Here is a 22,300-nt window from a genome sequence, read left to right as displayed (position 1 = left end):
CGCGCCCTGCTGCGCTCGTCCCACCCCGAACGGAGCACGATGACCGCCGCCGCCCCGCCGCCCGCCGGACTGCCGGCACGGCTGCGCGCGTCGGCCGAGGTCGGCCCCACGGTGTCCTTCGAGCTGTACCCGCCGCGCAGCCAGACCGCCGCCGAGAAGCTCTGGTCGACGACCCTGCCCGCGCTCGCGGAGGCCGACCCGGACTTCCTCTCGGTGACCTACGGGGCCTCCGGCTCGTCGCGGGACACCTCGCGCGAGGTGGTGCGCTGGGTCGTCGAGCACTCCGGCGTGCGCCCGGTCGCACACCTCACCTGCATCGGGGCGCCGCGCGACGAGCTGCGTGAGGTCGCCCGTGGCTTCGTGGCGGACGGCGTGCAGGACTTCCTCGCGTTGCGCGGCGACCCGCCGGCCGGCGAGACCACCTGGCGACCGCACCCCGACGGCCTGCACCGCGCGAGCGAGCTCGTCGAGCTGCTGCTCCGGACCGAGCCCGGCCTGGCCGTCGGGGTCGCCGCGACACCGTCCTGCCTGAGCGGGTGGTCCGGCGACCCGACCGGCTGCGGCGACCTCCTGGCGCTGCGGGCCAAGCAGGACGCGGGCGCGCAGTACGCGATCACCCAGGTGTTCTTCGAGGTCGAGTCCTACACCCGGTACGTGGCCGCGGCGCGTGCGGCGGGCGTGCAGGTCCCGCTCGTGCCCGGCCTGGTGCCCCTGGAGGACCCGCGTCGGCTGCGACGCCTGGAGGAGATCTCCGGCGTGCCGGTCCCGGCCCGCGTGCTCGAGATCCTGGACGGCGAGACCGACGAGACCCGGCGCCGGGCCGCGGGCCTGGCGATGGGCGCCGAGCTCGCCGAGGCCGTCCTCGAGGCGGGCGCCCCGGGCCTGCACCTCTACACGTTCAACCAGTCCGCCGCGTCGCTCGCGCTGCTCGATCGCCTCGGTCTGGCCTCGGGCCGGCTGGCGGCACCGGCCGAGCACCCGGCAGGCTGACCGGGTGGCAGAACCTCGCACCGCGACCGCAGCCGACCTGCGCCGCTGGCGTCGGCACCTCGCCGACGAGCTGGCGGAGGCGCAGGTCTACCGCGACCTGGCGCGTCACCGGCACGGTGAGGAGCGCGAGATCCTGCTCGCGCTGTCCGAGGCCGAGGGTCGGCACGCCGCGCACTGGGCCGAGCTGCTCGGCGACCAGGCGGGGCCGCCCGGGCGGCCGGGGTGGAAGTTCCGGATGCTCGCGTGGCTCGCGCGCCGGCTCGGCTCGGTGTTCGTGCTGGCGCTCGCCCAGCGCTCCGAGGCACGGCTGACGTACGACGAGGACGACGACGCCACCCCGCAGATGGCGGCCGACGAGCGGATCCACGAGGAGGTCGTCCGCGGCCTCGCGGCCCGCGGCCGAACCCGGCTGTCCGGGACGTTCCGCGCGGCCGTGTTCGGTGCCAACGACGGGCTGGTGTCCAACCTGGCCCTGGTGATCGGGGTGGCCGCCGCCGGCACCCCGACCCGCACGGTGCTGCTCACCGGCCTCGCCGGTCTGCTCGCCGGGGCGCTGTCGATGGGCGCCGGCGAGTTCATCTCGGTGCGCTCGCAGCGGGAGCTGCTCGCGGCCTCAGCGATCGGTGACGCCGCAGAGCGTGCGCTGCCGGATCTGGGGCACGTCAACGAGCTGGCGCTGGTCTACCGGGCCCGCGGCCTGTCACCCGCGGACGCCGAGGCGCGAGCGCGCGAGGTGCTCGCCGACATCGCCGAGCTCGGCCACGAGTCCACTGCGTTCCGGTCCGACCACCCCGAGGAGGACCACGTCGCGGTCGGCACCGACGTCGGCGCGGCGCTGTCCTCGTTCACCTTCTTCGCCACGGGCGCGGCCGTGCCCGTGCTGCCGTGGGTGTTCGGGATGTCCGGCACGGCTGCCCTGGTGACCGCGACCGTCGCGGTCGGAGCGGTCCTGCTGCTGGTCGGCGCCCTGGTCGGGCTGATCTCGGGTGGCCCGCCGGGACGTCGCGCGCTGCGCCAGCTCGCGATCGGCATCGGCGCCGCCGCGGTGACCTACGGTCTCGGCTCGGCGTTCGGCTCCTCAGGCCTCTGACGGCGGCGCCGCCGGGCTCCTGCCGGCGGTCGCGCGACGGAGGGCGGGGAGTGCGGCGAGCGTGCCCAGGACCGCGGCCGCGCCGGCGACCTGGACCACCGTGAACCCGCCGGGTGAGCCCACCCGGTCCACCATCGTGCCGCTGGCCCACGAGCCCACGGAGACCCCCACGCCGAGCGCGGTGCCCACCCAGGTCAGGCCCTCGGTGAGCCGTCCGACCGGGACGAGCTCGGCCACCAGCGCGTTGCCGGCGATCAGGCTCGGCGCGATCGCCATGCCGGCGACCAGTCCGGCGGCGGCGAGTGCGGGGATCGAGCCGACCAGGGCGAGCGTCGCGACGCCGACGCCGAGCAGCACCATGCCGAGGCCGTAGCGTCGCCACAGCGGACCGGCCCAGTGCCGCGCGCCGTAGACGAAGCCCGACGCGCCCGAGCCGAACGCGAACACCGCGAGCACGCCGCCGGCCCACCCGGGGTGGCCCTGCTCCTCGGTGAACGCCACGACCGAGACGTCGATCGCGCCGAAGATCGCGCCCATCGCGACGAACGAGCCGACCAGCACGAGCAAGGGCACCGAGACGATGCGGGTCCGCGGCGCACCCGCGTCGGCGCGGTGGGTCGGAGGCTCGGTGCCGCGCTGGGTGAGCAGCAGCCAGCCGCCGACCGCGGCCGCGAGCGCGGCGAGCAGCAGCCCGCCGGTCGGGGTCCAACCGGTGGCGAGCAGCGTCGCGAGCACCGGACCGACCATGAACACGACCTCGTCGAGGGTCGACTCCAGCGAGAACGCGGTGTGCAGCTCCGCCGGCGTGCTGAGCAGGTGCGACCAGCGGGCGCGGACCAGGGCACCCATCGAGCCCATGCTCGCTCCGACGAGCGCCGCTCCCGCGTAGAGCAGCGGTTCCGGGCCGGCGGCCGCGGTGGTGCTCGCCAGCAACGCGAGCCCGAGCACCGTGACGACCACCGCGGGGCCCATCACGACCGCCTGCCCGCGGCGGTCGACCAGCCGGGCCAGCAACGGTGAGCAGGCGGCCTGGGTGAGCACCACGACGCCGGACACCCGCCCGGCCAGCGCGTACGAGTCGTACACCGCGGACACCGCGAGCACGGTGCCGATCCCGACGGTGGAGATCGGCAGCCGGGCCAGCACGCCCGCGGCCGAGAACGCCAGAGCGCCAGGGCGCGTCAGGACGTCACGGTAGGGCTGGAGCACCGCCCGATCCTGCCAGGTCTTCGGCGCGCGGGTGCACGCGCACGGGCCGTGCGCGTACCGACCCGGTCGGATCAGGCCAGGGTCTGGCTGACCAGGTCCTTCGCCGCGCTCTGCACCTCGGCCAGGTGGTCGGCCGAGACGAACGACTCGGCGTAGATCTTGTAGACGTCCTCGGTGCCCGAGGGGCGTGCCGCGAACCAGGCGTGCTCGGTGGTGACCTTCAGGCCGCCGATCGCCGCGCCGTTGCCCGGCGCGGTGACCAGCCGGCCGGTGATCGGCTCACCGGCGAGCGAGTCAGCGGTGACCTGCTCGGGCTGCAGTGACGCCAGGGCCGCCTTCTGCTCGCGGGTCGCGGGGGCGTCGATCCGCGCGTACCAGGACTCGCCGTGCCGCTCGACCAGGTGCGCGTGCAGCTGGGACGGGCTCTGCCCGGTGCGCGCCGTGATCTCCGCGGCGAGCAGCGCCAGCAGGATGCCGTCCTTGTCGGTGGTCCAGACCGAGCCGTCCTTGCGCAGGAACGACGCCCCGGCGGACTCCTCGCCGCCGAAGCCGACCGACCCGTCGAGCAGGCCCGGCACGAACCACTTGAAGCCGACCGGTACCTCCCACAGCCGCCGCTCCAGGTGCGCCGCGACCTTGTCGATCAGGGCGGAGGACACCAGCGTCTTGCCGATCGCGGCGTCGGCCGGCCAGTCCGGGCGGCCACCGCCGTACAGGTACGCGATCGCGGTCGCGAGGTAGTGGTTGGGGTTCATCAGACCGGCGTCGGGCGTGACGATGCCGTGCCGGTCGGCGTCCGCGTCGTTGCCGGTCGCGACGTCGTACGGGGCGTCCCCGGACATCGCGCGCACCAGGCTGGCCATCGCGTTCGGCGACGAGCAGTCCATCCGGATCTTGCCGTCCCAGTCCAGCGTCATGAACGCCCACCGTGGGTCCACCGTCGGGTTCACGACGGTGAGGTCGAGCCCGTGCTTCTCGGCGATCTCCGCCCAGTAGCCCACCGAGGCGCCGCCCAGCGGATCCGCGCCGATCCGCACGCCGGCGGTGCGGATCAGGTCGATGTCGAGCACGTGCGGCAGGTCGTCGACGTACGCCGAGGTGAAGTCGTGCTTGCGCGTGGTGGGCGCGGCCAGCGCCGCCTCGAGGCTGACCCGGCGGATCGAGCCGACCCCGGACCGCATCAGCGCGTTGGCGCGGTCGGCGATCCAGCCGGTCGCGTCGGACCCGGCGGGGCCGCCGTGCGGCGGGTTGTACTTGAAGCCGCCGTCGCGCGGCGGGTTGTGCGACGGCGTCACGACGATGCCGTCGGCCAGCCCGGTGCCGAGGCCGCCGGTGGTCCGCACCCCTTCGACCGTGCCCGCGCCGTTGTGCAGCAGGATCGCGTGCGACACGGCCGGGGTCGGCGTGTAGCCGTCCCGGGCGTCGATGTGCACCTCGACCTCCGCGGCGGCCAGCACCTCGAGGGCGGTCCGCCACGCGGGCTCGGACAGCGCGTGGGTGTCCCGGCCGAGGAACAGCGGCCCGTCGGTGCCCTGGTCGCGGCGGTACTCCACGATCGCCGCGGTGATCGCGATGATGTGCGCCTCGTTGAAGGCGGAGTCCAGGCTCGAGCCCCGGTGGCCCGAGGTGCCGAACACCACCTTCTCGTCCGGGTGGTCCGGGTCCGGGGTCCGGTCGTAGTAGGCGCCGACGAGGGCGTCGACGTCGATGAGGTCCTCGGGAAGGGCAACGGTTCCGGCGCGCTCGTGCATGTCGCGATCCTCCCACCCTGCAGCGTCGCCCGCCCAGGGGCTGCCGGTAGGCTCTCGCGCCATGAGCCGTGCCTCCGTGGACTTCGTGCTGCGCCCGTTCGAGGGCATCCCCGGCGAGACCGACTGGGTGGCGATGCGGGAGGTCGTCCCGGCGGCGACCGGGACCGCACGCACCACCGCCGAGTACGGCGCGGTCGACGTCACGGTGGCGACGGTGCTGCCGCTCGCGTGGCCCGCGCTGCACCGCGGCGACGACACGATCATGATCGGTCTGCAGCAGAACGCCGGGACCGGGGACGCCTCCCGGGACCTCGCGGTCGCCCTGCTCACGGCGCTCGAGTCGCCGGCCGGGACGCCGGTGCGGAGCCTCGGCATCATCGAGCCGGGACCGCGGCTGCAGGACGTGCTCGACCTGGACGTCCCGTTCGAGGTCACCGTCCACGAGGGCTTCGACTTCTGGACCGCGGCCGGTGTGGAGCTGACGCCCGACGTGCGCGGATCCCTGGACCGGATGAACGAGACCGTGGTCCCGACCGTGCGGATGAGCGCGGTCGAGTCGGCCTACTGGGCCCGGATGGGCGACAAGGAGTTCCTGCGCTGGGCGGTCCCGCAGGACGAGGAGGTCTTCCTCGACGCGCTCGCCCGCTTGCACGCGCGGCGCGAGTCCGGTCTGGGCCCCAGCGGGCGTGACGGTCGGTTCGTCGGCGCGTTCCGGTCCTGCGGGATCCTGGTGCCGGTCTGGGACCTGACGAAGGGCTCCGAGCCGGAGATGGTCGAGGAACCGCTCGCCGAGCTCGGGGCACGGCTGACCGAGGCGTTCGCGGTCACCGAGCCGCTCACCGCGAACGAGCGCCGGGCCCGCGCGGGCCTGGTGGCCCGGCAGCTCACGCTGCGCTGACGCGCGGGCGCTCACGCCGCGCCGATTCCCGGGGCGCCCGCGCCGCGCCGATTCCCGGGGCGTGACCTCTCCTTGACCATGGAGTGGGCCTGCGATGGCGCAGGCCTCCCGCGTCGCTAGGGTTGTCCTGTGGCAGCCCGCCGTGCGTCGTCCCCTCCGCCTCAGCGCGTCGCCGTGATCATCCCGGCGAAGGACGAGTCGCGCCGGATCGCGGCGACCGTGCGGGCGGCCAAGGCCATCCCCAACGTCGACCTGGTGCTCGTCGTGGACGACGGCTCGACCGACGCCACCCAGCACGTCGCTCGTGACGCCGGCGCGGTCGTGGTGCGGCACTCGGTGAACCGCGGCAAGGCCTCGGCGATGGAGACCGGCGCGGCCGTGGTCGCGATGCGCGACGCGGAGGACGCCCCGCCGCGGCTGCTGCTCTTCCTCGACGGCGACCTCGGCGAGACCGCGGTGAACGCCGCACCGCTCGTGCCGCCCGTGCTCGAGGGCAGCGCGGACATGGCGATCGCCCTGCTCCCGCCCCAGCCCGGCGCCGGTGGCCGCGGCATCGTGGTCGGGCTCGCGCGCCGGTCGATCGCCTCGATGACCGGCTGGACGCCGACCCAGCCGCTGTCCGGGATCCGTTGCCTGAGCCGGGAGGCGTTCGAGGCCGGGACCCCGCTCGCGCACGGCTGGGGCGTCGAGACCGGCCTGAGCATCGACCTGGTCGCACAGGGCTACGTCGCGGTCGAGGTGCCCTGCGACCTCAAGCACCGCGCGTCGGGCACGGACCTCAAGGGCCAGCTGCACCGCGCCGCGCAGTATCGCGACGTGCTGATGGCGGTGAACGCCCGCAAGGTGCGTTCGGTCGCCCGCGGCGTCGGGACGCGGTTGCGCAAGGGATCCGCCACGTAGCCTTGGCCGGTGCGCACCGACCGTCGTCCCGTGGCGGTCGTCGTGCATGCTGCCCGCCCGGGGCGGGGCGCGGTCGTGACCCGGAGGTCGCGTCGGGGACTGCGTCGCGGCCTGAGCGTGGGCCTGCTCCTCGGCGTGGTCCTCGGAGCCCTGACGTCGCTCGCCGCGCTGCCGGCGCAGGCGGCGACGCTCGCCGCGGCGGGCTCGCTCGCGGCAGTCGGCCCGGCCGCTGCCGCCTCGGCTGCTGAAGACGCGGCTGCTGAAGACGCGGCTGCTGAAGGCGCGGCTGCTGAAGACGCGGCTGCTGAAGACGCGGCTGCTGAGGACGCGACCGCTGCGGACCCGACTGCGGCCGACCCGACCGCGGTGCCGGACACCGGCGTCGTGCTGGTGGGCACGGGCGACCTGCACTGGACGGACATCGACCGGACCGCGACCCCGACGTTGTGGCGGCTGGTCGCGACCGGGTCGGTCGGGTCGGTGTCGGTGCGGACCTCCGGCGGCCAGACCTGCCCGGTCGACGCCTGGCTGACCATCTCGGCGGGTCGGCGGACCACCGCACCGCTCCCGGACGGCGCCGACCAGGAGCTTCCCCTGGACTGCGTGCCGGTGCCCGACGTCGACGAGCCGGCCGGTCCCGACCAGCCGGCCCCGGGCACGGTCGTCGGCTGGTCGACGTTGCTGGCGGACGACACCACGACGGCCGACACCGACCAGGACGTGCCCGAGTCCACCGACGCCGGCACGCCGGGTGCCCTCGGCGAGCGGATCGCAGTGGCCGGCAGCTGCGCGACGGCCGTCGGACCGGGCGCCGCGGTCGCGCTGGCCGGTGCGGACGGCACGGTCGGCCGGTACGCGGACGCCGTGAGCCGTCTCGACGACACGGAGCTGACCGAGTGCCCGGTGACCGTCCTCGACCTCGGCGACCTCGGGAACGACCCCGAGAGCCGCCGGATCGCGCTCGCGCGGCTCGACCGCACGGTCGAGGGCCTGGCCGAGCGCCTGCCGACCGGCTGGCGGCTGATCGTCGCCGGGGTCTCCGGCGAGACGAGCGAGCAGGGACTGCCGGTCGTGATCGACTGGCAGCGGGGCTCGGCCGTGACGGGCTGGGTCACCTCCGACTCGACCCGGCGGGTGGGCCTCGTCACGCTCACCGACCTCACCGCGACCCTGGCCGAGCAGGCCGGTGCGGACGCGAGCGGCCTCGACGGGTCCGCGATCACCGTCACCGGTGACCGGCGGATGAGTGCCGAGCGCACCGTGGAGAACCGCCGCTACCTCACCGAGCTGACCACCACCGTCACCCGCCTGCTGCCCGTGCTCTCCGCCGCGGTCGGGCTGAGCATGCTGCTCGCCGGCCTCGTGGTCCTGCTGCGCCGGCCGTTGGGCGCTGCCGGTCGCCGGGCCGTGGTCGCGACCCTCGTGGTGACCACGGCGACACCGGCCGGGGCCTTCCTCGCGTCGCTGTCGCGCTGGTGGCTGTCCCCCGCACCCGTCGTGGCCGCCTCGTTGTGGACGGTGGCCGCGGCGCTCGCCGTCGCCCTCGCGGCCTGGGCGACCTCGCGGCTGCTGCCGCGTGGACCGTGGCGCCTCGCAGGGTCGCTGGCCCTGATGACCTGGCTGGTGCTGACCGTCGACGGCCTCACCGGCACGCTGCTGCAGCAGGGGTCGGTGCTGGGCGCGAGCGCGACGGTCGGTGCCCGGTTCTACGGCTTCGGCAACATGGCCTTCTCGGTATACGCGGCCGCGGCGCTCGTGCTGGCCGGTGCGCTGGCCGCGACGGTGCCGTCCCGCCGGGTCGGGCTCGGCGCGGCCGCCGCGGTCGGCGTCGTCACGGTCGTGGTGGACGGCTGGCCGGCCTTCGGGGCCGACCTCGGCGGCATCCTCGCGCTCGTGCCCGCGTTCGTGGTGCTCGTGCTCGGCCTCGCCGGTCGCCGGGTCACCACCCGGCGGGTGCTCGCGGCGACCGGGCTCGCCGCGATCGTGGCCCTGGTGGTCGGGATCGTGGACTGGTTGCGCCCCGGACCCGCCTCGCACCTCGGCCTGTTCGTGCAACGGGTGGTCGAGGGCAGCGCGTGGGCGGTCATCCAGGAGAAGGCCGCCGGTGCGTGGGCCACGGTCGCCAACCCGGTGGGTGCGCTCGCGACGGTCGCGGTGGTCGTCGCCGCGCTCGTGCTGGTCGGGCCGTGGCGGCCGGCGGGCCTGCGCGCGGTCTACGCCGAGCGGCCCGTGCTGTGGCAGACGGTCGTCGCCGTGGTGGTCGCGGCGGGCCTCGGCGCGGTGCTGAACGACTCCGGCATCGCGGTCGCGGTGGTGGTGCTCGGCCTCGTCGCGGCGATGCTCGGGGTGTCCTGGGCGGACCACACGTGGTCCGGTGCCTCCCCGGACGAGGGCGACGCCCTGGTCCGGTCGGTGCCGGGCGCCCTCGTGATGGTCGCCGCGGGGCTCGCGGGTGCGCTCCTCCTCGGGGTCGCCGTGCTGCCGAGCCAGGTCGCCGCGGGCGACGTGCCGCGCGGCGAGGCGACCCCAGTGGTGCAGTCCGGGCAGCCGATCGTCGTGGTCGGCACCGCCGGTCTGAGCTGGGCGGACGTGGACCGGACCGCGACCCCGGCGATCTGGGCCCTGGTGCGTGACGGCGCCGTGGTCGGCGGGATCGCGCCGGGCGTGACCGGGACCGACCGGCGCTGCCTCGCGTCGGGCTGGCTGTCGATGTCCGCCGGGCTCGCCGTCCTGACCGGCCAGCGGGACGGCTCGGACTTCGGTTGCCTGCCGTGGTCGGTCGAGGCGTCCGGCGACGGTGCGGACGTCACCGGCTGGTCGGACCTCGCGTCGCTGCAGTCGCGATCGCCGTACCAGCCGCACCTGGGCACGCTCGGTGACGCCCTCTCCGACGCCGCGGTGTGCTCCACGGCGGTCGGACCGGGTGCCGCGCTCACGCTCGCCGACTCGACCGGCGCGGTCGGCCGGTACCTCGATCTCGACGCGGCGCTCGCGGATCCGGTGGAGGCGTTCGACTGCCCGGTCACCGTCGTCGACGCCGGTGCCGTTCCCGCGATGGCGGACCCGTCCGCGGCGGTCGACCCCGCCGCCCCGCCCGGTACCGCTCCGGGCGCCGAGCGCGACGCGGCGCTCCAGGAGCTGGACGCGACGGTCCGTCGGGTGCTCGCCGCGGCGCCGCAGGACGCCGTGGTGCTGCTGGTGGACGTGGGCAACCCCAGCCCTGAGCGGCCCGTGCTCGGCGTCGGCGCGGTGACCCCCTCGGCGGGGCTCGGGGCGCGTTACCTCTCCTCGCCCTCGACGCGGTGGGAGGGCGTGGCGCGGCTGCTCGACGTGCCCACCACGGTGCTGGTCGCCGCCGGGGTGCCCGAGCCGGCCGACTTCACCGGGTCCACGCTGACCGCCGCCGGCACGCGGCCCTCCGACGTGGCCGGCGTGGTGGACGGCCTCGGCGACCTGACCCGTCGGGACCACGCGCTGCGCGGCCTGTCCGGCTGGTTGACCGGCACGCCGATGGTCGTCGCGCTGCTGCTGCTCGCGCTCGCGGCGCTGGTGGGACCGGCGCTGCGATCCCGGTCGGCGCGGGCTGCCGCGGTGCTCGGCCGGGTCCTGGAGTGGTCGCTCGTGCTGCTCGCGGCCCTGCCCGTCGGGCTGTTCGTGATGACCACGTGGGCCTGGTGGCGTGCCGACGACCCCGGCACGGCCCTGTGGCTCGCGATGGCCGGGGCCACCGCGACGGTCGCCGCCGTGGCCGCGCTCGCGCCGAGCCGCCCGGTCTGGGCCGGGCCGGGCGTGCTCGCCGCGATCACCTTCGGCGTGCTGACCCTCGATGCGCTGCTCGGCACCCCGCTGCACCGGGGGAGCCCGCTCGGCCCGTCGCCGACCCTGGGTGGTCGGTACTACGGGTTCGGCAACCCCACCTACTCGGTGTACGTCGTCGGCGCGCTGGTGCTCGCCGCGGTGCTCGGCTGGTGGTGGGCGTCGCGCGGCCACCGGGTCGTCGCGATGGTGCTGTCCGGCGCGGTCGGTCTGGTCGCGCTGCTGGTCGACGTGCTGCCCGGGCTCGGGGCGGACGTCGGCGGCGGGCTCGTGCTGCTGCCCGCGGCGGCCGTCGTGGTGCTCGCCGTCGGCGGCATCCGGGTCACCTGGTCGCGTCTGCTGCTGATCGGGGTCGCGGGCGTCGTGCTGGTCGGCGGGATCGGCGTGCTGGACTGGCTGCGCCCGGCCGACCAGCGCACCCACCTCGGCAGGTTCGTCCAGTCGCTGCTGGACGGCACCGCCTGGAGCACCATCGAGCGCAAGGCCGGGTATGCCGCCGCGACGCTCACCACCGGTCCGGTCGCCTGGCTGACCCTCGCGGTGCTGGTGCTCGGCGTGCTGCTGGTCTGGCCCCGCGGGCGGTTCGCGTGGCACCCGCAGTGGTACCGGCGGGTCGTGGCCGACTGGCCGGTCATGACGCCGCTGCTCGTCGGGCTGCTCATCGCGGCGGTCGCCGGGTCGCTGGTCAACGACTACGGGACGCGGATCGCGACCGTGCTGCTCGCGTCGGCGGTGCCCCTGCTGGGGCTCGCCGTCGTGCGCTCCTCGACGCACTAGGCTCGGCGCGACCGGACGGGGAGGGAGCACGGGCATGGCCGCAGAGCTCGGGCGAGCCCGGTACGCCTATCTCGGGCCCGCCGGGACGTTCACCGAGGCCGCGCTGCGCCAGGTGGTGAGCCCGGACGAGGCCGACTACCTGCCGCAGGTGGACGTGCTCGCGGCGATCGCCGCGGTGCGCGCCGGGACCGCGGACTTCGCGGTGGTCGCGATCGAGAACTCGGTCGAGGGCGGGGTCACCGCGGTGCTGGACAGCCTCGCGGTCGGTGAGCCGCTGATGATCCTGCGCGAGATGCTCGTGCCGGTCACGTTCGCGCTCGCCGCGCGCCCGGGGACGGACCTCGGCGCGGTGCGCCGGATCTCGGCCCACCCGCACGCGTGGGCGCAGTGCCGGGGCTGGCTCGCCCAGAACCTGCCGGGCGTGGTGCACGTGCCGGCGACCTCCAACACCGCTCCGGCGGCGCTGCTCGCCGGGGCCCGCGAGGACCTCGGGTTCGACGCTGCTCTGGTGCCGCCCTCGGCGGTGGAGCACTACGGGTTGGCGGTGGTGGCCGAGCACGTCTCGGACAACGAGGCGGCGGTGACCCGGTTCGTGCTGATCGGCCGGCCCGGTGACGTGCCGGCGCCGAGCGGTGCGGACAAGACGACACTGGTCGTGCACCTGCCGTCCAACCAGGCCGGCGCACTGCTGGAGATGCTCGAGCAGTTCGCGACCCGTGGGGTGAACCTGTCCCGGATCGAGTCGCGGCCGATCGGGGACTCCCTGGGGCGCTACTCGTTCTCGATCGACGCCGAGGGTCACCTGGCCGACGAGCGGATGGCCGAGGCCCTGATCGGCCTGCACCGGGTCTGCCCGCACGTGCGGTACCTCGGCTCCTACCCGCGGGTGGACGCTCCGTACGGCGACATGCGGCCCGGCACGTCCGACGAGGACTTCCGCTCGGCCCGGGCCTGGGTGCAGTCGCTGCGCGAGGGACGCGCGACCTGACTCAGGCGACCCGCACGGTCAGCCCGTGCTTCTGGATGTTCGCCTCGAGCTCGAACGCCTCGCCGATGATGTCGCCGTCGACCTGGACCTGCTGAGCATCGCGGCTGCGGACCCGGACCCGCCGGGCCCGTGCGTGGTCGATGTGGCCCATCGAACCGGGCAGGTCCGCCCGCACGCCGAACCGTTGCGCGACGACCTCGCCGAACAGCTGGGTCCAGCCGAGCATGCCGCCGCGGGTGTCGATCGCCCCGACGTCCAGCCAGCCGTCGTCGAGCACCGCGTCCGGCAGCAGCGTGATGCCGCCCGGCAGCCGGCCGCAGTTGCCGACCATGAGCGAGCGCAGCCGCAGCTGGTACCAGGGTCCGCCGTCGAGCTGCGCCTCGAGGCGCATCCGCCGGGAGTGCAGGTGCCGGACGCCCGCCAGGAAGTAGGCGATCCACCCCACCTTGGCCTTGAGCTCCTCGTCGGCGTCGGCGACCATCGCGGCATCGAAGCCCACGCCGCCGATCACCAGGAAGATGTGCCGCCGGGACGGGTCGTCGGCGGCGGGTGCGGTCTTCTCCGGCGCCGCCGCGCCCGGGTCGAGCTCGGAGACCGGGTCCGCCACGTCCTTCTCGTCCCGGACCACGGTGAGCCAGCCCACGTCGATCACCCGGTCCCGGCCGCCGAGCGCGACCCGCAGCTGCGCCTCGACGTCGTTGAGCGGGAGGTCGAGGTTGCGGGCCAGGAGGTTCCCGGTGCCCTGGGGGAGCAGCGCCATCGCGGCCGAGGTCCCGTTGAGGCCCTCGGCGACCGCCCGGACCGTACCGTCGCCGCCCACCGCGACCACCACCTGGGCCCCGTCGGCGACGGCCTGCTTGGTCTGGCCCACGCCCGGGTCCTCCGGGGTGGTCTCGTACCACAGCGGCTCGGGCAGGTAGCGGCTCGCGCACGCCTGGACGCACTGCTCGCGGAGCTCGGCCGCCCCGGGCTTGGACGGGTTCGCGACGAACGCGACCTGTGGACGGTCGACGCTCGCCGCGGTGATCCTGGCCGGTTCCGGCGAGGCCGGTGCCTCGAGGCCGCGCAACCACTGGCGGTTCTGCAGAGCCAGGGTCACGGCGACCAGTGCCACGAGCACGGCTACGAGACTCACCCACCCCTGCCAGCTCATGGGGACCACGGTAGGGCCGCGGGGCGATGGCGGCCCGGTGAAGGCGCGACCGGGCCCGCGGTATGCGGGAGCGGCTCGTGGGCGCGGCTCGCTACCCTTCCAGGGTGATCGACCTCCAGCTGCTGCGGCAGAACCCCGACGTCGTCCGAGCCAGCCAGCGCGCGAGGGGTGACGACGAGTCTGCGGTCGACGCGGCGCTCGACCTCGACACCCGCCGCCGCGCCGCGCTCACGTCGTTCGAGCAGCTGCGGGCCGAGCAGAAGCAGATCGGCAAGCAGGTCGCCGCCGCGCAGGGCGAGGAGAAGGCGGCCGTGCTGGCCCGGGCCAAGCAGCTGTCGGCCGAGGTCAAGGAGCGCGAGGCCGAGGCGGCCCGGCTGGCCGCCGAGCTCGACGAGCTGATCATGACCATCGGCAACGTCATCGTCGACGGCGTCCCGTCCGGCGGCGAGGACGACTACGTCGTGCTGCGGCACGTCGGCAGCCCGAGGGACCTCGCCGCAGAGCTGGGGCGCCCGCCGCGCGACCACCTCGAGCTCGGTGAGGGGCTCGCCGCGATCGACACCGAGCGCGGCGCCAAGGTCTCCGGCGCCCGGTTCTACTACCTGACCGGGGTCGGCGCCCGGCTGGAGCTCGCGCTGCTCAACCTCGCGATGGACACCGCGATGGCGCACGGCTTCACGCCGATGATCACGCCGACGCTGGTCAAGCCGGAGATCATGCGCGGCACCGGTTTCCTCGGCAAGCACGCCGACGAGGTCTACCGGCTCGAGGCCGACGACCTGTACCTGGTCGGGACGTCGGAGGTCGCGCTCGCGGGCTACCACGAGAGCGAGATCGTCGACCTCACCGCCGGTCCGATCCGGTACGCGGGCTGGTCGGCCTGCTACCGGCGCGAGGCCGGCTCCTACGGCAAGGACACCCGCGGCATCATCCGCGTGCACCAGTTCCACAAGGTGGAGATGTTCGTCTACACCACGGTGGAGGAGGCCGAGGCCGAGCACGCACGCCTGCTCGCGGCCGAGGAGGAGATGCTCGCCAAGGTCGAGCTCCCCTACCGGGTGATCGACACCGCGGCCGGTGACCTCGGCTCGAGCGCGGCGCGGAAGTACGACTGCGAGGCGTGGCTGCCGACCCAGGACCGCTACCTCGAGCTCACCTCGACCTCGAACTGCACGACCTTCCAGGCCCGGCGGCTGGCCGTACGGGAGCGCACCGACTCCGGCACGCGCACCGTGGCGACCCTGAACGGGACGATGGCGACCACCCGCTGGATCGTGGCGATCCTGGAGAACCACCAGCAGGCGGACGGGTCGGTCCGGGTGCCCGAGGCGTTGCGGCCCTACCTCGGCGGCCTCGAGGTGCTGCGTCCCGTGGCCCGGTGACCGGCCAGGTGGCCGCGCCGGACGAGCCCTGGCTGGTCGCGCTCGACGTCGACGGGACGCTGCTGGACTACGACCAGGAGCTCTCGCCGGCCGTGGTGGAGGCGGTCCGGCAGGTCATGGACGCCGGCCACCACGTCGTGGTCGCGACCGGCCGCTCGGTCATCGCGACGCTGCCCATCACGACCCGCCTCGGGCTGACCGCGGGCTGGGCGGTGTGCTCGAACGGTGCGCTGACCCTACGGCTGGACGCCTCGCTGGTGGCCGGCTACGAGGTGGTGGAGGAACGCACCTTCGACCCGGGGCCCGCGGTGCGGCTGATGGCCGCGCGCCTGCCGGACGCGCACTTCGCGGTCGAGGAGGTCGGCGTCGGTTTCCGGGTGAACAAGCCGTTCCCGCCCGGGGAGCTGCACGGCGAGCACACCGTGGTGGGTCTCGAGGAGCTGTCGGCGGCGCACGTGACGCGCCTGGTGGTGCGCAGCCCGGAGCACACGCCGGAGGACTTCCACGCGCTCGCGGCCGAGGCCGGGCTGTCGGACGTGACGTACGCGATCGGCTGGACCGCGTGGATGGACGTCGCGCCGGCCGGCGTGACCAAGGCCGCCGCGCTCGAGCCGTTGCGCGACCTGCTCGGCGTCGCAAACCGCACGCTCGCGGTCGGTGACGGCTTCAACGACCTGGAGATGCTGCGCTGGGCTTCGCGCGGCGTGGCGATGGCCCACGCACCCGAGGCGGTGCGGGACGCCGCCGACGAGGTGACCGGCACGGTCTCCGAGGGCGGGGTGGCCCGGGTCCTGGCGACGCTGCCCGGGCTCGACCGGTCGACCGGCCCGGTGGGCTGAGTGCGCACGGTCGACCGGGTGCCCGCGCCGGCGCTGTTCGTCCTGTCCGGCCTGACCCAGTACGTCGGCGCTGCGCTCGCGTTCAGCCTCTTCCCGGCGCTGGGCGCCGCGGGGGTCGCGTGGTTGCGGGTCGTGGTCGCGGCCGTCGTGCTGATCGCGTGGCGCAGGCCCTGGCGGCGGCGCTGGGCGGGCCGCGAGCTGGCGCTCGTCGCCGCGTTCGGCACGACCCTGGCGCTGATGAACCTCTTCTTCTACCTCGCGATCGACCGTCTGCCGCTCGGCACCGCGGTGGCGCTGGAGTTCCTCGGCCCGGTGACCGTCGCGGCGGTCGCCGGTGGGCGACGCGAACGGCTCGGCATCGGTCTGGCGGCGGCCGGGGTCGTGCTGCTCGCCGGGGTCACGCTCGAGGTCGGCGGTCCGGAGGCCGGTGCCGGCCTGCTCGCGATCGCGGGCGCGGCGGCCTGCTGGGCCGGGTACATCGTGCTCGGCCGGCGGGTCGCGGTGAGCGACGGCGTCACCCGCCTCGGCGTCGGCATGGCGGCGGGCGCGCTCGTGCTGTCGCCGCTGCTGGCACCCCTGGCGGCGCCGGTGCTCGGCTCGCCGCGGCTCGCGGCCGCCGTGGTGGGCGTCGCGGTGCTGTCCTCGGTGGTGCCGTACGCGATCGAGCAGGTCGTGCTGCGGCGGGTGCAGGCTGCGACGTTCGCCGTGCTCCTGGCGACCCTGCCGGCGACGGCGGCGGTCGTGGGCGCCGTGGCGCTGGGGCAGTGGCCGCACCCGCTCGAGCTGCTCGGGCTCGCCGCGGTGTCGGGTGCGATCGCGATGACCGCACGCCGAACCGACCCCGGGACCGCCGAACCGGCGTGACCGGGGGGCGTCGAGCCGGGCCGACTCCGGGTCCGCCGTGCCGGCCCCGCGCGGCGGGTCAGCCGGCGAAGGGCACGTGCTCGGCCCGCGCGTCGTACCGCAGGTGGACCAGCGCGACTCGAGCGGACTCCTGGTCTGCCAGCAGCGCGACGGTGACGCCGTGCGTGAGGCCGTCGAGCCAGCCGACGAGGCGTCCGCGGAGGGTCGCCGCGTCGGTCCCCGGGTCCACCGGCGGCAGCGCGGGTGGCTCGGGCACCGCGAGCGCGACGGCCCGCCCCGACTGCGCGTAGAGGTCGAGGAGCCGGTCGCGCCCCGCGTCACCGTCGGGCACGTCGTCCACCGCCCGTCGGAGCGTGGCCAGTGCGGCTGCCAGGCCGGGAAGAGCACCGTGGTCGGCCGTGCGTTCGTCCGAGATCTCCGGGATCAGCTCGCTCATGCCACCAGTGTGACTCTGGTCACAGGAGAGTGGGTGCTCCTTGCTGGTTCTGGCGCTAGTCCTGTTGGAGGTCCGGCTGTTGGTCCGGCTGTTGGCTCGGTCCGCGGTCCGGGGTCAGCACGACGTTCCCGAAGGCCGCGCCCGAGGCGAGCATCCGGTGGGCGTCGTAGGCGCGCGACAGCGGGATCCGGTCGTGCACCACGGGGCGCACCTGCCCGCCGGCGACGAGCGGCCACACGTGCCGCAGCACCTGAGCGACGATCTCCGCCTTCTGCTCCGGGGGTCGCGAGCGCAGCGTCGTGCCGAGCACCGTCAGACGCCGGGACAGCAGCCGACCGAGGTCGAGCTCGGCTCGACTGCCCTGCTGCAGGCCGATCACGGCGAGCCTGCCCTCCACGGCGAGGACGTCGAGGTTCCGGTCGAGGTAGGCGGCACCGACCACGTCGAGCACGACGTCCACGCCGCCGGGGACCCGCTCGTGGAGCACCTCGACGAAGTCCTCGCTGCGGTGGTCGATCACCAGGTCAGCGCCGAGCGCCGCGCATCTCGCCGCACGCTCGGGGCCACCCGCGGTCGTCGCGACGTGTGCGCCGAGAGCCTTGCCCAGCTGAACCGCGAACGAGCCGACCCCACCGGAGCCGCCGTGCACCAGCAGCCACTCGCCCGGCGCGAGCCGGGCGGCGCTCAGGGTGCTCCACACCGTGCAGGCGGCCTCGGGCAGCGCCGCGGCGTCGACCAGCGGGACGCCGGGTGGCGCCGGGAGCACCTGCGCATCGGCGACGGCGGCCTTCGTGGCGTACCCGCCACCGTCGAGCAGAGCGACGACCTCGTCGCCGACCCGCCAGCGGGATCCGGGTCCGATCGCCGACACGACACCCGAGACTTCGAGACCTGGCCACATCGGTGCGCCGGGTGGGGGAGGATAGTGTCCAGCAATCTGGAGCAGGTCGGCTCGGTTGACGCCTGCCCCTGACACGTCGATGATCACGTGCCCGGGAGCGGGCACCGGATCCGGAAGGTGATGAAGCTCGAAACTGTCGGCCTGCGGCGTGTCAGGATTGACGACCTGCATGGTTCGAGTCTGTCAGGTGGGTGAAAACCGGGCGAACCCTCGCGCTCGGACCAGTTGCTGGCACGAACGGGCTAATGCTCGGCACCTCGGCGGCCGATGGGACCCCGACGGCAGGTCACGGTCCTGGACCGCGCCGTCATCGCCATCCGGTCCGTCGAGAGGCGGACAGTGAAGGAGACGTCATGCTTCGCAGGTTGAGCATCCGAGGCAAGGTCCTCGTGGCCTTGATCGTGCCCCTGCTCGTGCTTGCTGCCGCCGTGGGTCTGATCTCGTACCAGTCGATGCAGGACGCGAACGACGCCCGAGACGTCGCCGACGTCGCGCGGCTCGTCGACCCGCACGCCGCCGTGGTGCACACGATGCAGCACGAGCGCGACGTCGCGACGGAGGCCGTGAGCGGCCTGCGCACCCCGGGTGAGGTCACGGCAGCGCAGTCGAACACCGACATCGCGCTCAGCAAGCTCGAGGTCCAGCTCGCGACGACTCCGGCAGACCTGCTCGAAGGCCGCATCGCCTTCCTGCGGGACGCCGTGAACAGCATCCATGACGAGCTCGAAGGACTCCGCTCGATCCGTGGCGTGGGATCCGAGTCGACCATCAACCAGGCGTACACGTCGCTGATCCTCAACGTGATCGCAATGCCGACGACGGTCGCGGACCAGCTGTCCGACCCGGTGCTCGGCCCGAAGCTGCGCGCCTACGGTGCCCTGCTGGTCGCCGACGAGTGGCTCGTGCACGAGGAGGCGCTCGCGCCTCGTGTGCTCGCCGACCCCGAGGGCGCGGGCGAGATGGTCGGCCAGCTCGCCGGCCTGGTCTCGACCACGAACGTCGAGCTCGCCTCGGCCGAGGCGACGCTCGCCACGGTCACCGACGAGCAGCTGCTCAGCCCGCAGAGCGACCAGGAGTCGAGCTACCGGCTGGCGCTGGCGTCCGGCTCGCTCACCGCCGTGTCGCAGATCGACCCCGAGGCGTACCTGCAGTACACCGACGCCCGGATCGCCGAGCTCCGTTCCGTCCAGGGCCTGATCATCGACGACATCGTCGCGACGGCGGACGTCGCGGCCAGCGAGGCCGAGCGTGAGGCCTACATCACGATGGGCATCGGGATCCTCGCGGTCGTCCTGACCCTCATCTTCGGCATCGCGCTGGCCCGCCAGATCGTGCGCCCGATGCGTCGCCTGATCCGCGCCGCCGGCCACGTTCGCGACGAGCTGCCGCGCCTCGTCGAGCAGGTCGCCGTCCCCGGCCAGGGCCCGGACATGGCGATCGCCAACATCCCGGTCACCTCCTCCGACGAGGTCGGCCGGCTCGCGACCGCCTTCAACGAGGTCAACGCGACCACGCTGCGGGTCGCCCAGGAGCAGGCCGCACTGCGTGGTTCGATCGCGGAGATGTTCGTCAACGTCGCGCGTCGCGACCAGGTGCTGCTGAACCGGCAGCTGACCTTCATCGACGCCCTCGAGCGCTCCGAGGAGGACCCGAAGGTCCTCGCAGACCTCTTCCGGCTCGACCACCTCGCCACCCGGATGCGCCGCAACGCGGAGTCGCTGCTGGTGCTGGCCGGCATCGACACCGGCCGACGACTGCGCGACACGCTCCCGCTGTCCGACATGGTCCGGACCGCGTCCTCGGAGATCGAGCACTACGAGCGCGTGGTGCTGGACCTGCCGATCGACCCCCTGATGCTCGGCCACACCGCCCTGCCGGCCGCGCACCTGCTCGCGGAGCTGCTGGAGAACGCGACGATGTTCTCCGAGCCCGGCAGCCCGGTGTACGTGTCGACGGGCCGCGACAAGGAGCACGTGCTCGTCTCGATCGTCGACGAGGGCCTCGGCATGAGCCCCGAGGAGATCGCCTCGGCCCACGCCAAGATCCGGTCGAGCTCCCCGAGCGAGGTGCTCGGAGCCCAGCGACTCGGCTTCTTCGTGGTCGGCCGGATCGCCGCGCGCCTCGGCGCGCAGGTGGAGCTGTCCCAGGGCGCCAACGGCGTCGGGACCATGGCGACCGTGCGGCTCCCGCTCGTGCTCTTCGCCGACATGGCCGACGTGCCGATGGAGGCGCCCGCCCGCCCGCTCGGCGTGCCGCAGCAGAGCCAGGGCCCGGTGGCCCCGGAGCCCGAGGTCGTCCGCCCGGTCGACCTGGCGGCGCTCACCGACGGCGCCACCGAGCGTGGTCTGCCGCGCCGCCGGACGCTCCGCGCCGACACGGACGGGCCCGCCCCGAGCGAACCCACGCCGGACCAGCCCCTGCCGAACCAGACGATCCCGGTGGCCCCCGCGGCCGAGGCGCTCGCCGGTGCGGCGGGCGTGGTCTCGGACGACTGGGCCCCGACGATCCGGGAGAGCACGCCGCTCACCGGTCGCCGCCGGACCGGCGGGGACGCTGCCGACGCACCTGCGGCGCCGGCGCCGTCCGGCTTCTCCCCGGACGTCGAGCCGGCGGGTGCGGCACCCGGCGGCCTGCCGCAACGTGCCCCTGCGCTGCCTGCTCGCGGCGCCGCGCCGGTCCCCGAACCGCCCGTAGCCCCGGGGGCCGAGTCGCGGACCTCGATGTTCACCGGCTTCCGCTCGCGGCGCGCCGAGTACGTCGCGGCGAGCCTGAAGCCGATCGAGGAGACGCCGGCCCACGAGGTCGCGCCGACGCCGGCCGAGGCAGAGACCCCCGGCGCCCCGGTTGCCGAGGCGCCGATCCACGGCGGCTACGCACTCGAGTCTCAGCGGGCCCCGCTGGACGCGCCGCTCGACGCGCCGTTGCACGCACCGCTCGACGCGCCGTTGCACGCGCCGCTGGACGCGCCGCTGGTCGTGCCTCAGCTCGAGGTGGACGAGCCCGAGCCGTTCGTCGTCCCGATGCTCGAGGACGACGTCGACGAGGAGCTTCCGGTCGCCGTCATGCCGAGCACCGACGCACCGTCGTGGGCTTCGGCCGAGGTGGACGACGACCCCGACTGGGCCACGGCGGCACCGGCCGCCGACGCGGGCTACGACCTCACCTGGGCTCCGGCCCAGGCCCCGGCCCCGGCCCCGGCGCCGGTCGCCCGGCCCGTCGCGGAGCAGCCGTACGTGCCGACCCCCGCGCCCGTCGCGCCCCCCGCGGCCCCGGCGCCCGAGCCGGTCCCGGCCGAGCTCGTTCCCGGGATGTCCGGCTGGGCCTCGCCCGGACCGGTGCAGGACTTCGCGAGCCTCGTCCAGGGAGCCGAGGACGAGGTCTTCGAAGAGCCGCCGGCGCCCAAGAAGCAGCGTCGTGGACTGTTCGGTCGTCGCAAGCCGAAGGCCGAGCCGCCCGCCCCGCTGGTCACGAGGACGCCTTCAGCCCAGAGCGCCCCGCCGGCCGCGCCGTACGCGCCCGCAGCGCCGGTCCCGGTCGCGTCTCAGGCGCCGGCCGCGCCGGTCCCGGTGCGGGAGCCCGCGCCTCAGCCGCCTGCACCTCCCGCACCTCAGCCCGCTGCTCCGGTGGCGAGCGGGTGGTCCCCGGCCGTCGGCTGGGCACCGGCGGAGAGCGAGTCGGCCGCGACCCAGGCGTTCACCGACCTGGCACGGTCGGCACCGGCCCGGCCCGAGCCGGTCGCCGAGCCCGACCTGCCGGCGGCCCCGGCGGCGCCCGCTGCGCCCGCGATGACCTCGTGGAACCCGGATGCCGAGGAGACGGCATCGCCGTCGTGGCGGCTCCCGCTCCCGGGTGAGCCGGACTGGCCCGGTGCTCGCAGCCGGACCGAGTCCCCGGCGGCTCCCGCAGCCCCCGCAGCCTCTGCGTCCGCGCCCGCCGCGGACCCCGCGGACGCCGCGCGGCACGCCAAGCCGGTGGTCCCGTCGCAGCACTCGGCGACGTTCGTGCCGAACGACGGTGCGGACAGCCACGCGACGTACCTCGCCCAGCGCGCCGGCATCGCCCAGCAGGCGCTTGCCGAGCTGAGCCAGCTGTCGACCTACCGACCGCAGACGGTCGGCTCGTCGGCCGCGCCGCTCACCCGCCGTACGCCGACGGCCATCCCGTCGACGCCCGCCGCGACGCCCGCCCGCAAGGGGGCGCCGCGGGACGCCAACCAGGTTCGCTCGCTCCTTGCGAGCTTCCAGTCCGGTACCTCACGTGGTCGCCAGGAGACCGCGCCCAGCGAGAGCCACCGGAGCTCATGATG

At 74.9% G+C, this 22,300-nt stretch carries 15 protein-coding genes; 10 read left to right on the top strand and 5 right to left on the bottom strand.

The window, feature by feature from the left end:
* Positions 1–39: 39 nt before the first annotated feature.
* Both OEB99_RS16895 and OEB99_RS16890 read left to right on the top strand, forming a co-directional pair.
* Positions 40–990, top strand: coding sequence for a methylenetetrahydrofolate reductase (locus OEB99_RS16895; protein ID WP_263578465.1), 951 nt, complete (start codon positions 40–42; stop codon positions 988–990).
* 4 nt (positions 991–994) lie between these two features.
* Positions 995–2,080, top strand: coding sequence for a VIT1/CCC1 transporter family protein (locus OEB99_RS16890; protein ID WP_263578464.1), 1,086 nt, complete (start codon positions 995–997; stop codon positions 2,078–2,080).
* Here OEB99_RS16890 and OEB99_RS16885 read toward each other — a convergent pair.
* Positions 2,069–3,289 (bottom strand): MFS transporter, encoded by a 1,221-nt coding sequence (locus OEB99_RS16885; protein ID WP_263578463.1) that lies wholly within the window; start codon positions 3,287–3,289, stop codon positions 2,069–2,071. The genes OEB99_RS16890 and OEB99_RS16885 overlap by 12 nt on opposite strands.
* 71 nt (positions 3,290–3,360) lie before the next feature.
* On the bottom strand, positions 3,361–5,040 hold the full coding sequence (gene pgm / locus OEB99_RS16880; protein WP_263578462.1) for a phosphoglucomutase (alpha-D-glucose-1,6-bisphosphate-dependent): 1,680 nt from the start codon (positions 5,038–5,040) through the stop codon (positions 3,361–3,363).
* A 61-nt stretch (positions 5,041–5,101) separates the two neighbouring features.
* Here pgm and OEB99_RS16875 point away from each other — a divergent pair, with 61 nt between their 5' ends.
* The 4 genes from OEB99_RS16875 (at position 5,102) to pheA (ending at position 12,419) form a co-directional block, all read left to right on the top strand.
* Positions 5,102–5,938: a DUF5926 family protein gene (locus OEB99_RS16875; protein ID WP_263578461.1), complete on the top strand. Its 837-nt coding sequence runs from the start codon at positions 5,102–5,104 to the stop codon at positions 5,936–5,938.
* A gap of 129 nt (positions 5,939–6,067) precedes the next feature.
* The gene (locus tag OEB99_RS16870; RefSeq protein WP_263578460.1) at positions 6,068–6,838 is read left to right on the top strand and encodes a glycosyltransferase; all 771 of its coding nucleotides are present in this window, start codon (positions 6,068–6,070) and stop codon (positions 6,836–6,838) included.
* Between the two features lie 9 nt (positions 6,839–6,847).
* Positions 6,848–11,431 carry a hypothetical protein gene (locus OEB99_RS16865; RefSeq protein ID WP_263578459.1) on the top strand — a complete coding sequence of 1,528 codons (4,584 nt, stop codon included), beginning with the start codon at positions 6,848–6,850 and terminating at the stop codon, positions 11,429–11,431.
* A gap of 34 nt (positions 11,432–11,465) precedes the next feature.
* A complete protein-coding gene (pheA, locus tag OEB99_RS16860; RefSeq protein ID WP_263578458.1) occupies positions 11,466–12,419 on the top strand; it encodes a prephenate dehydratase in 954 nt (317 codons plus the stop codon).
* A 1-nt stretch (position 12,420) separates the two neighbouring features.
* Here the strand turns inward: pheA and OEB99_RS16855 are convergent, their stop codons facing one another.
* A complete protein-coding gene (locus OEB99_RS16855; RefSeq protein WP_263578457.1) occupies positions 12,421–13,572 on the bottom strand; it encodes a diacylglycerol/lipid kinase family protein in 1,152 nt (383 codons plus the stop codon).
* A gap of 104 nt (positions 13,573–13,676) precedes the next feature.
* Between OEB99_RS16855 and serS the strand changes: the two genes are divergently transcribed.
* Genes serS through OEB99_RS16840 form a run of 3 tightly spaced genes read left to right on the top strand, consistent with a single transcriptional unit; the run spans position 13,677 to position 16,657 of the window.
* Positions 13,677–14,954, top strand: a complete 1,278-nt coding sequence (gene serS, locus OEB99_RS16850; protein WP_263578456.1) for a serine--tRNA ligase — start codon at positions 13,677–13,679, stop codon at positions 14,952–14,954.
* The gene (locus OEB99_RS16845) at positions 14,951–15,793 is read left to right on the top strand and encodes an HAD family hydrolase (RefSeq protein ID WP_263578455.1); all 843 of its coding nucleotides are present in this window, start codon (positions 14,951–14,953) and stop codon (positions 15,791–15,793) included. The genes serS and OEB99_RS16845 overlap by 4 nt, the downstream gene beginning before the upstream one ends.
* A gap of 18 nt (positions 15,794–15,811) precedes the next feature.
* Positions 15,812–16,657: an EamA family transporter gene (locus OEB99_RS16840; protein WP_263578492.1), complete on the top strand. Its 846-nt coding sequence runs from the start codon at positions 15,812–15,814 to the stop codon at positions 16,655–16,657.
* A gap of 58 nt (positions 16,658–16,715) precedes the next feature.
* Here OEB99_RS16840 and OEB99_RS16835 read toward each other — a convergent pair whose 3' ends face one another.
* Positions 16,716–17,093, bottom strand: a complete 378-nt coding sequence (locus OEB99_RS16835) for a hypothetical protein (RefSeq protein ID WP_263578454.1) — start codon at positions 17,091–17,093, stop codon at positions 16,716–16,718.
* 55 nt (positions 17,094–17,148) lie between these two features.
* The gene (locus OEB99_RS16830) at positions 17,149–18,165 is read right to left on the bottom strand and encodes a zinc-binding dehydrogenase (RefSeq protein WP_263578453.1); all 1,017 of its coding nucleotides are present in this window, start codon (positions 18,163–18,165) and stop codon (positions 17,149–17,151) included.
* A 182-nt stretch (positions 18,166–18,347) separates the two neighbouring features.
* Here OEB99_RS16830 and OEB99_RS16825 point away from each other — a divergent pair, with 182 nt between their 5' ends.
* Positions 18,348–22,298, top strand: a complete 3,951-nt coding sequence (locus tag OEB99_RS16825) for a sensor histidine kinase (RefSeq protein WP_263578452.1) — start codon at positions 18,348–18,350, stop codon at positions 22,296–22,298.
* The last annotated feature ends 2 nt before the right edge of the window (positions 22,299–22,300 follow it).

This window comes from Actinotalea endophytica (assembly GCF_025717005.1).
In the GTDB taxonomy this organism is placed as follows: domain Bacteria; phylum Actinomycetota; class Actinomycetes; order Actinomycetales; family Cellulomonadaceae; genus Actinotalea.
This window is presented reverse-complemented; position numbering and strand designations above follow the sequence as displayed.

Coding starts and splice junctions, on each gene's coding strand:
- OEB99_RS16895 (WP_263578465.1), top strand. CDS start 40: ATGACCGCCGCCGCCCCGCCGCCCGCCGGACTGCCGGCACGGCTGCGC.
- pgm (WP_263578462.1), bottom strand. CDS start 5,040: ATGCACGAGCGCGCCGGAACCGTTGCCCTTCCCGAGGACCTCATCGAC.
- OEB99_RS16875 (WP_263578461.1), top strand. CDS start 5,102: ATGAGCCGTGCCTCCGTGGACTTCGTGCTGCGCCCGTTCGAGGGCATC.
- pheA (WP_263578458.1), top strand. CDS start 11,466: ATGGCCGCAGAGCTCGGGCGAGCCCGGTACGCCTATCTCGGGCCCGCC.
- OEB99_RS16855 (WP_263578457.1), bottom strand. CDS start 13,572: ATGAGCTGGCAGGGGTGGGTGAGTCTCGTAGCCGTGCTCGTGGCACTG.
- OEB99_RS16835 (WP_263578454.1), bottom strand. CDS start 17,093: ATGAGCGAGCTGATCCCGGAGATCTCGGACGAACGCACGGCCGACCAC.
- OEB99_RS16830 (WP_263578453.1), bottom strand. CDS start 18,165: ATGCAGGTCGTCAATCCTGACACGCCGCAGGCCGACAGTTTCGAGCTT.
- OEB99_RS16825 (WP_263578452.1), top strand. CDS start 18,348: ATGCTTCGCAGGTTGAGCATCCGAGGCAAGGTCCTCGTGGCCTTGATC.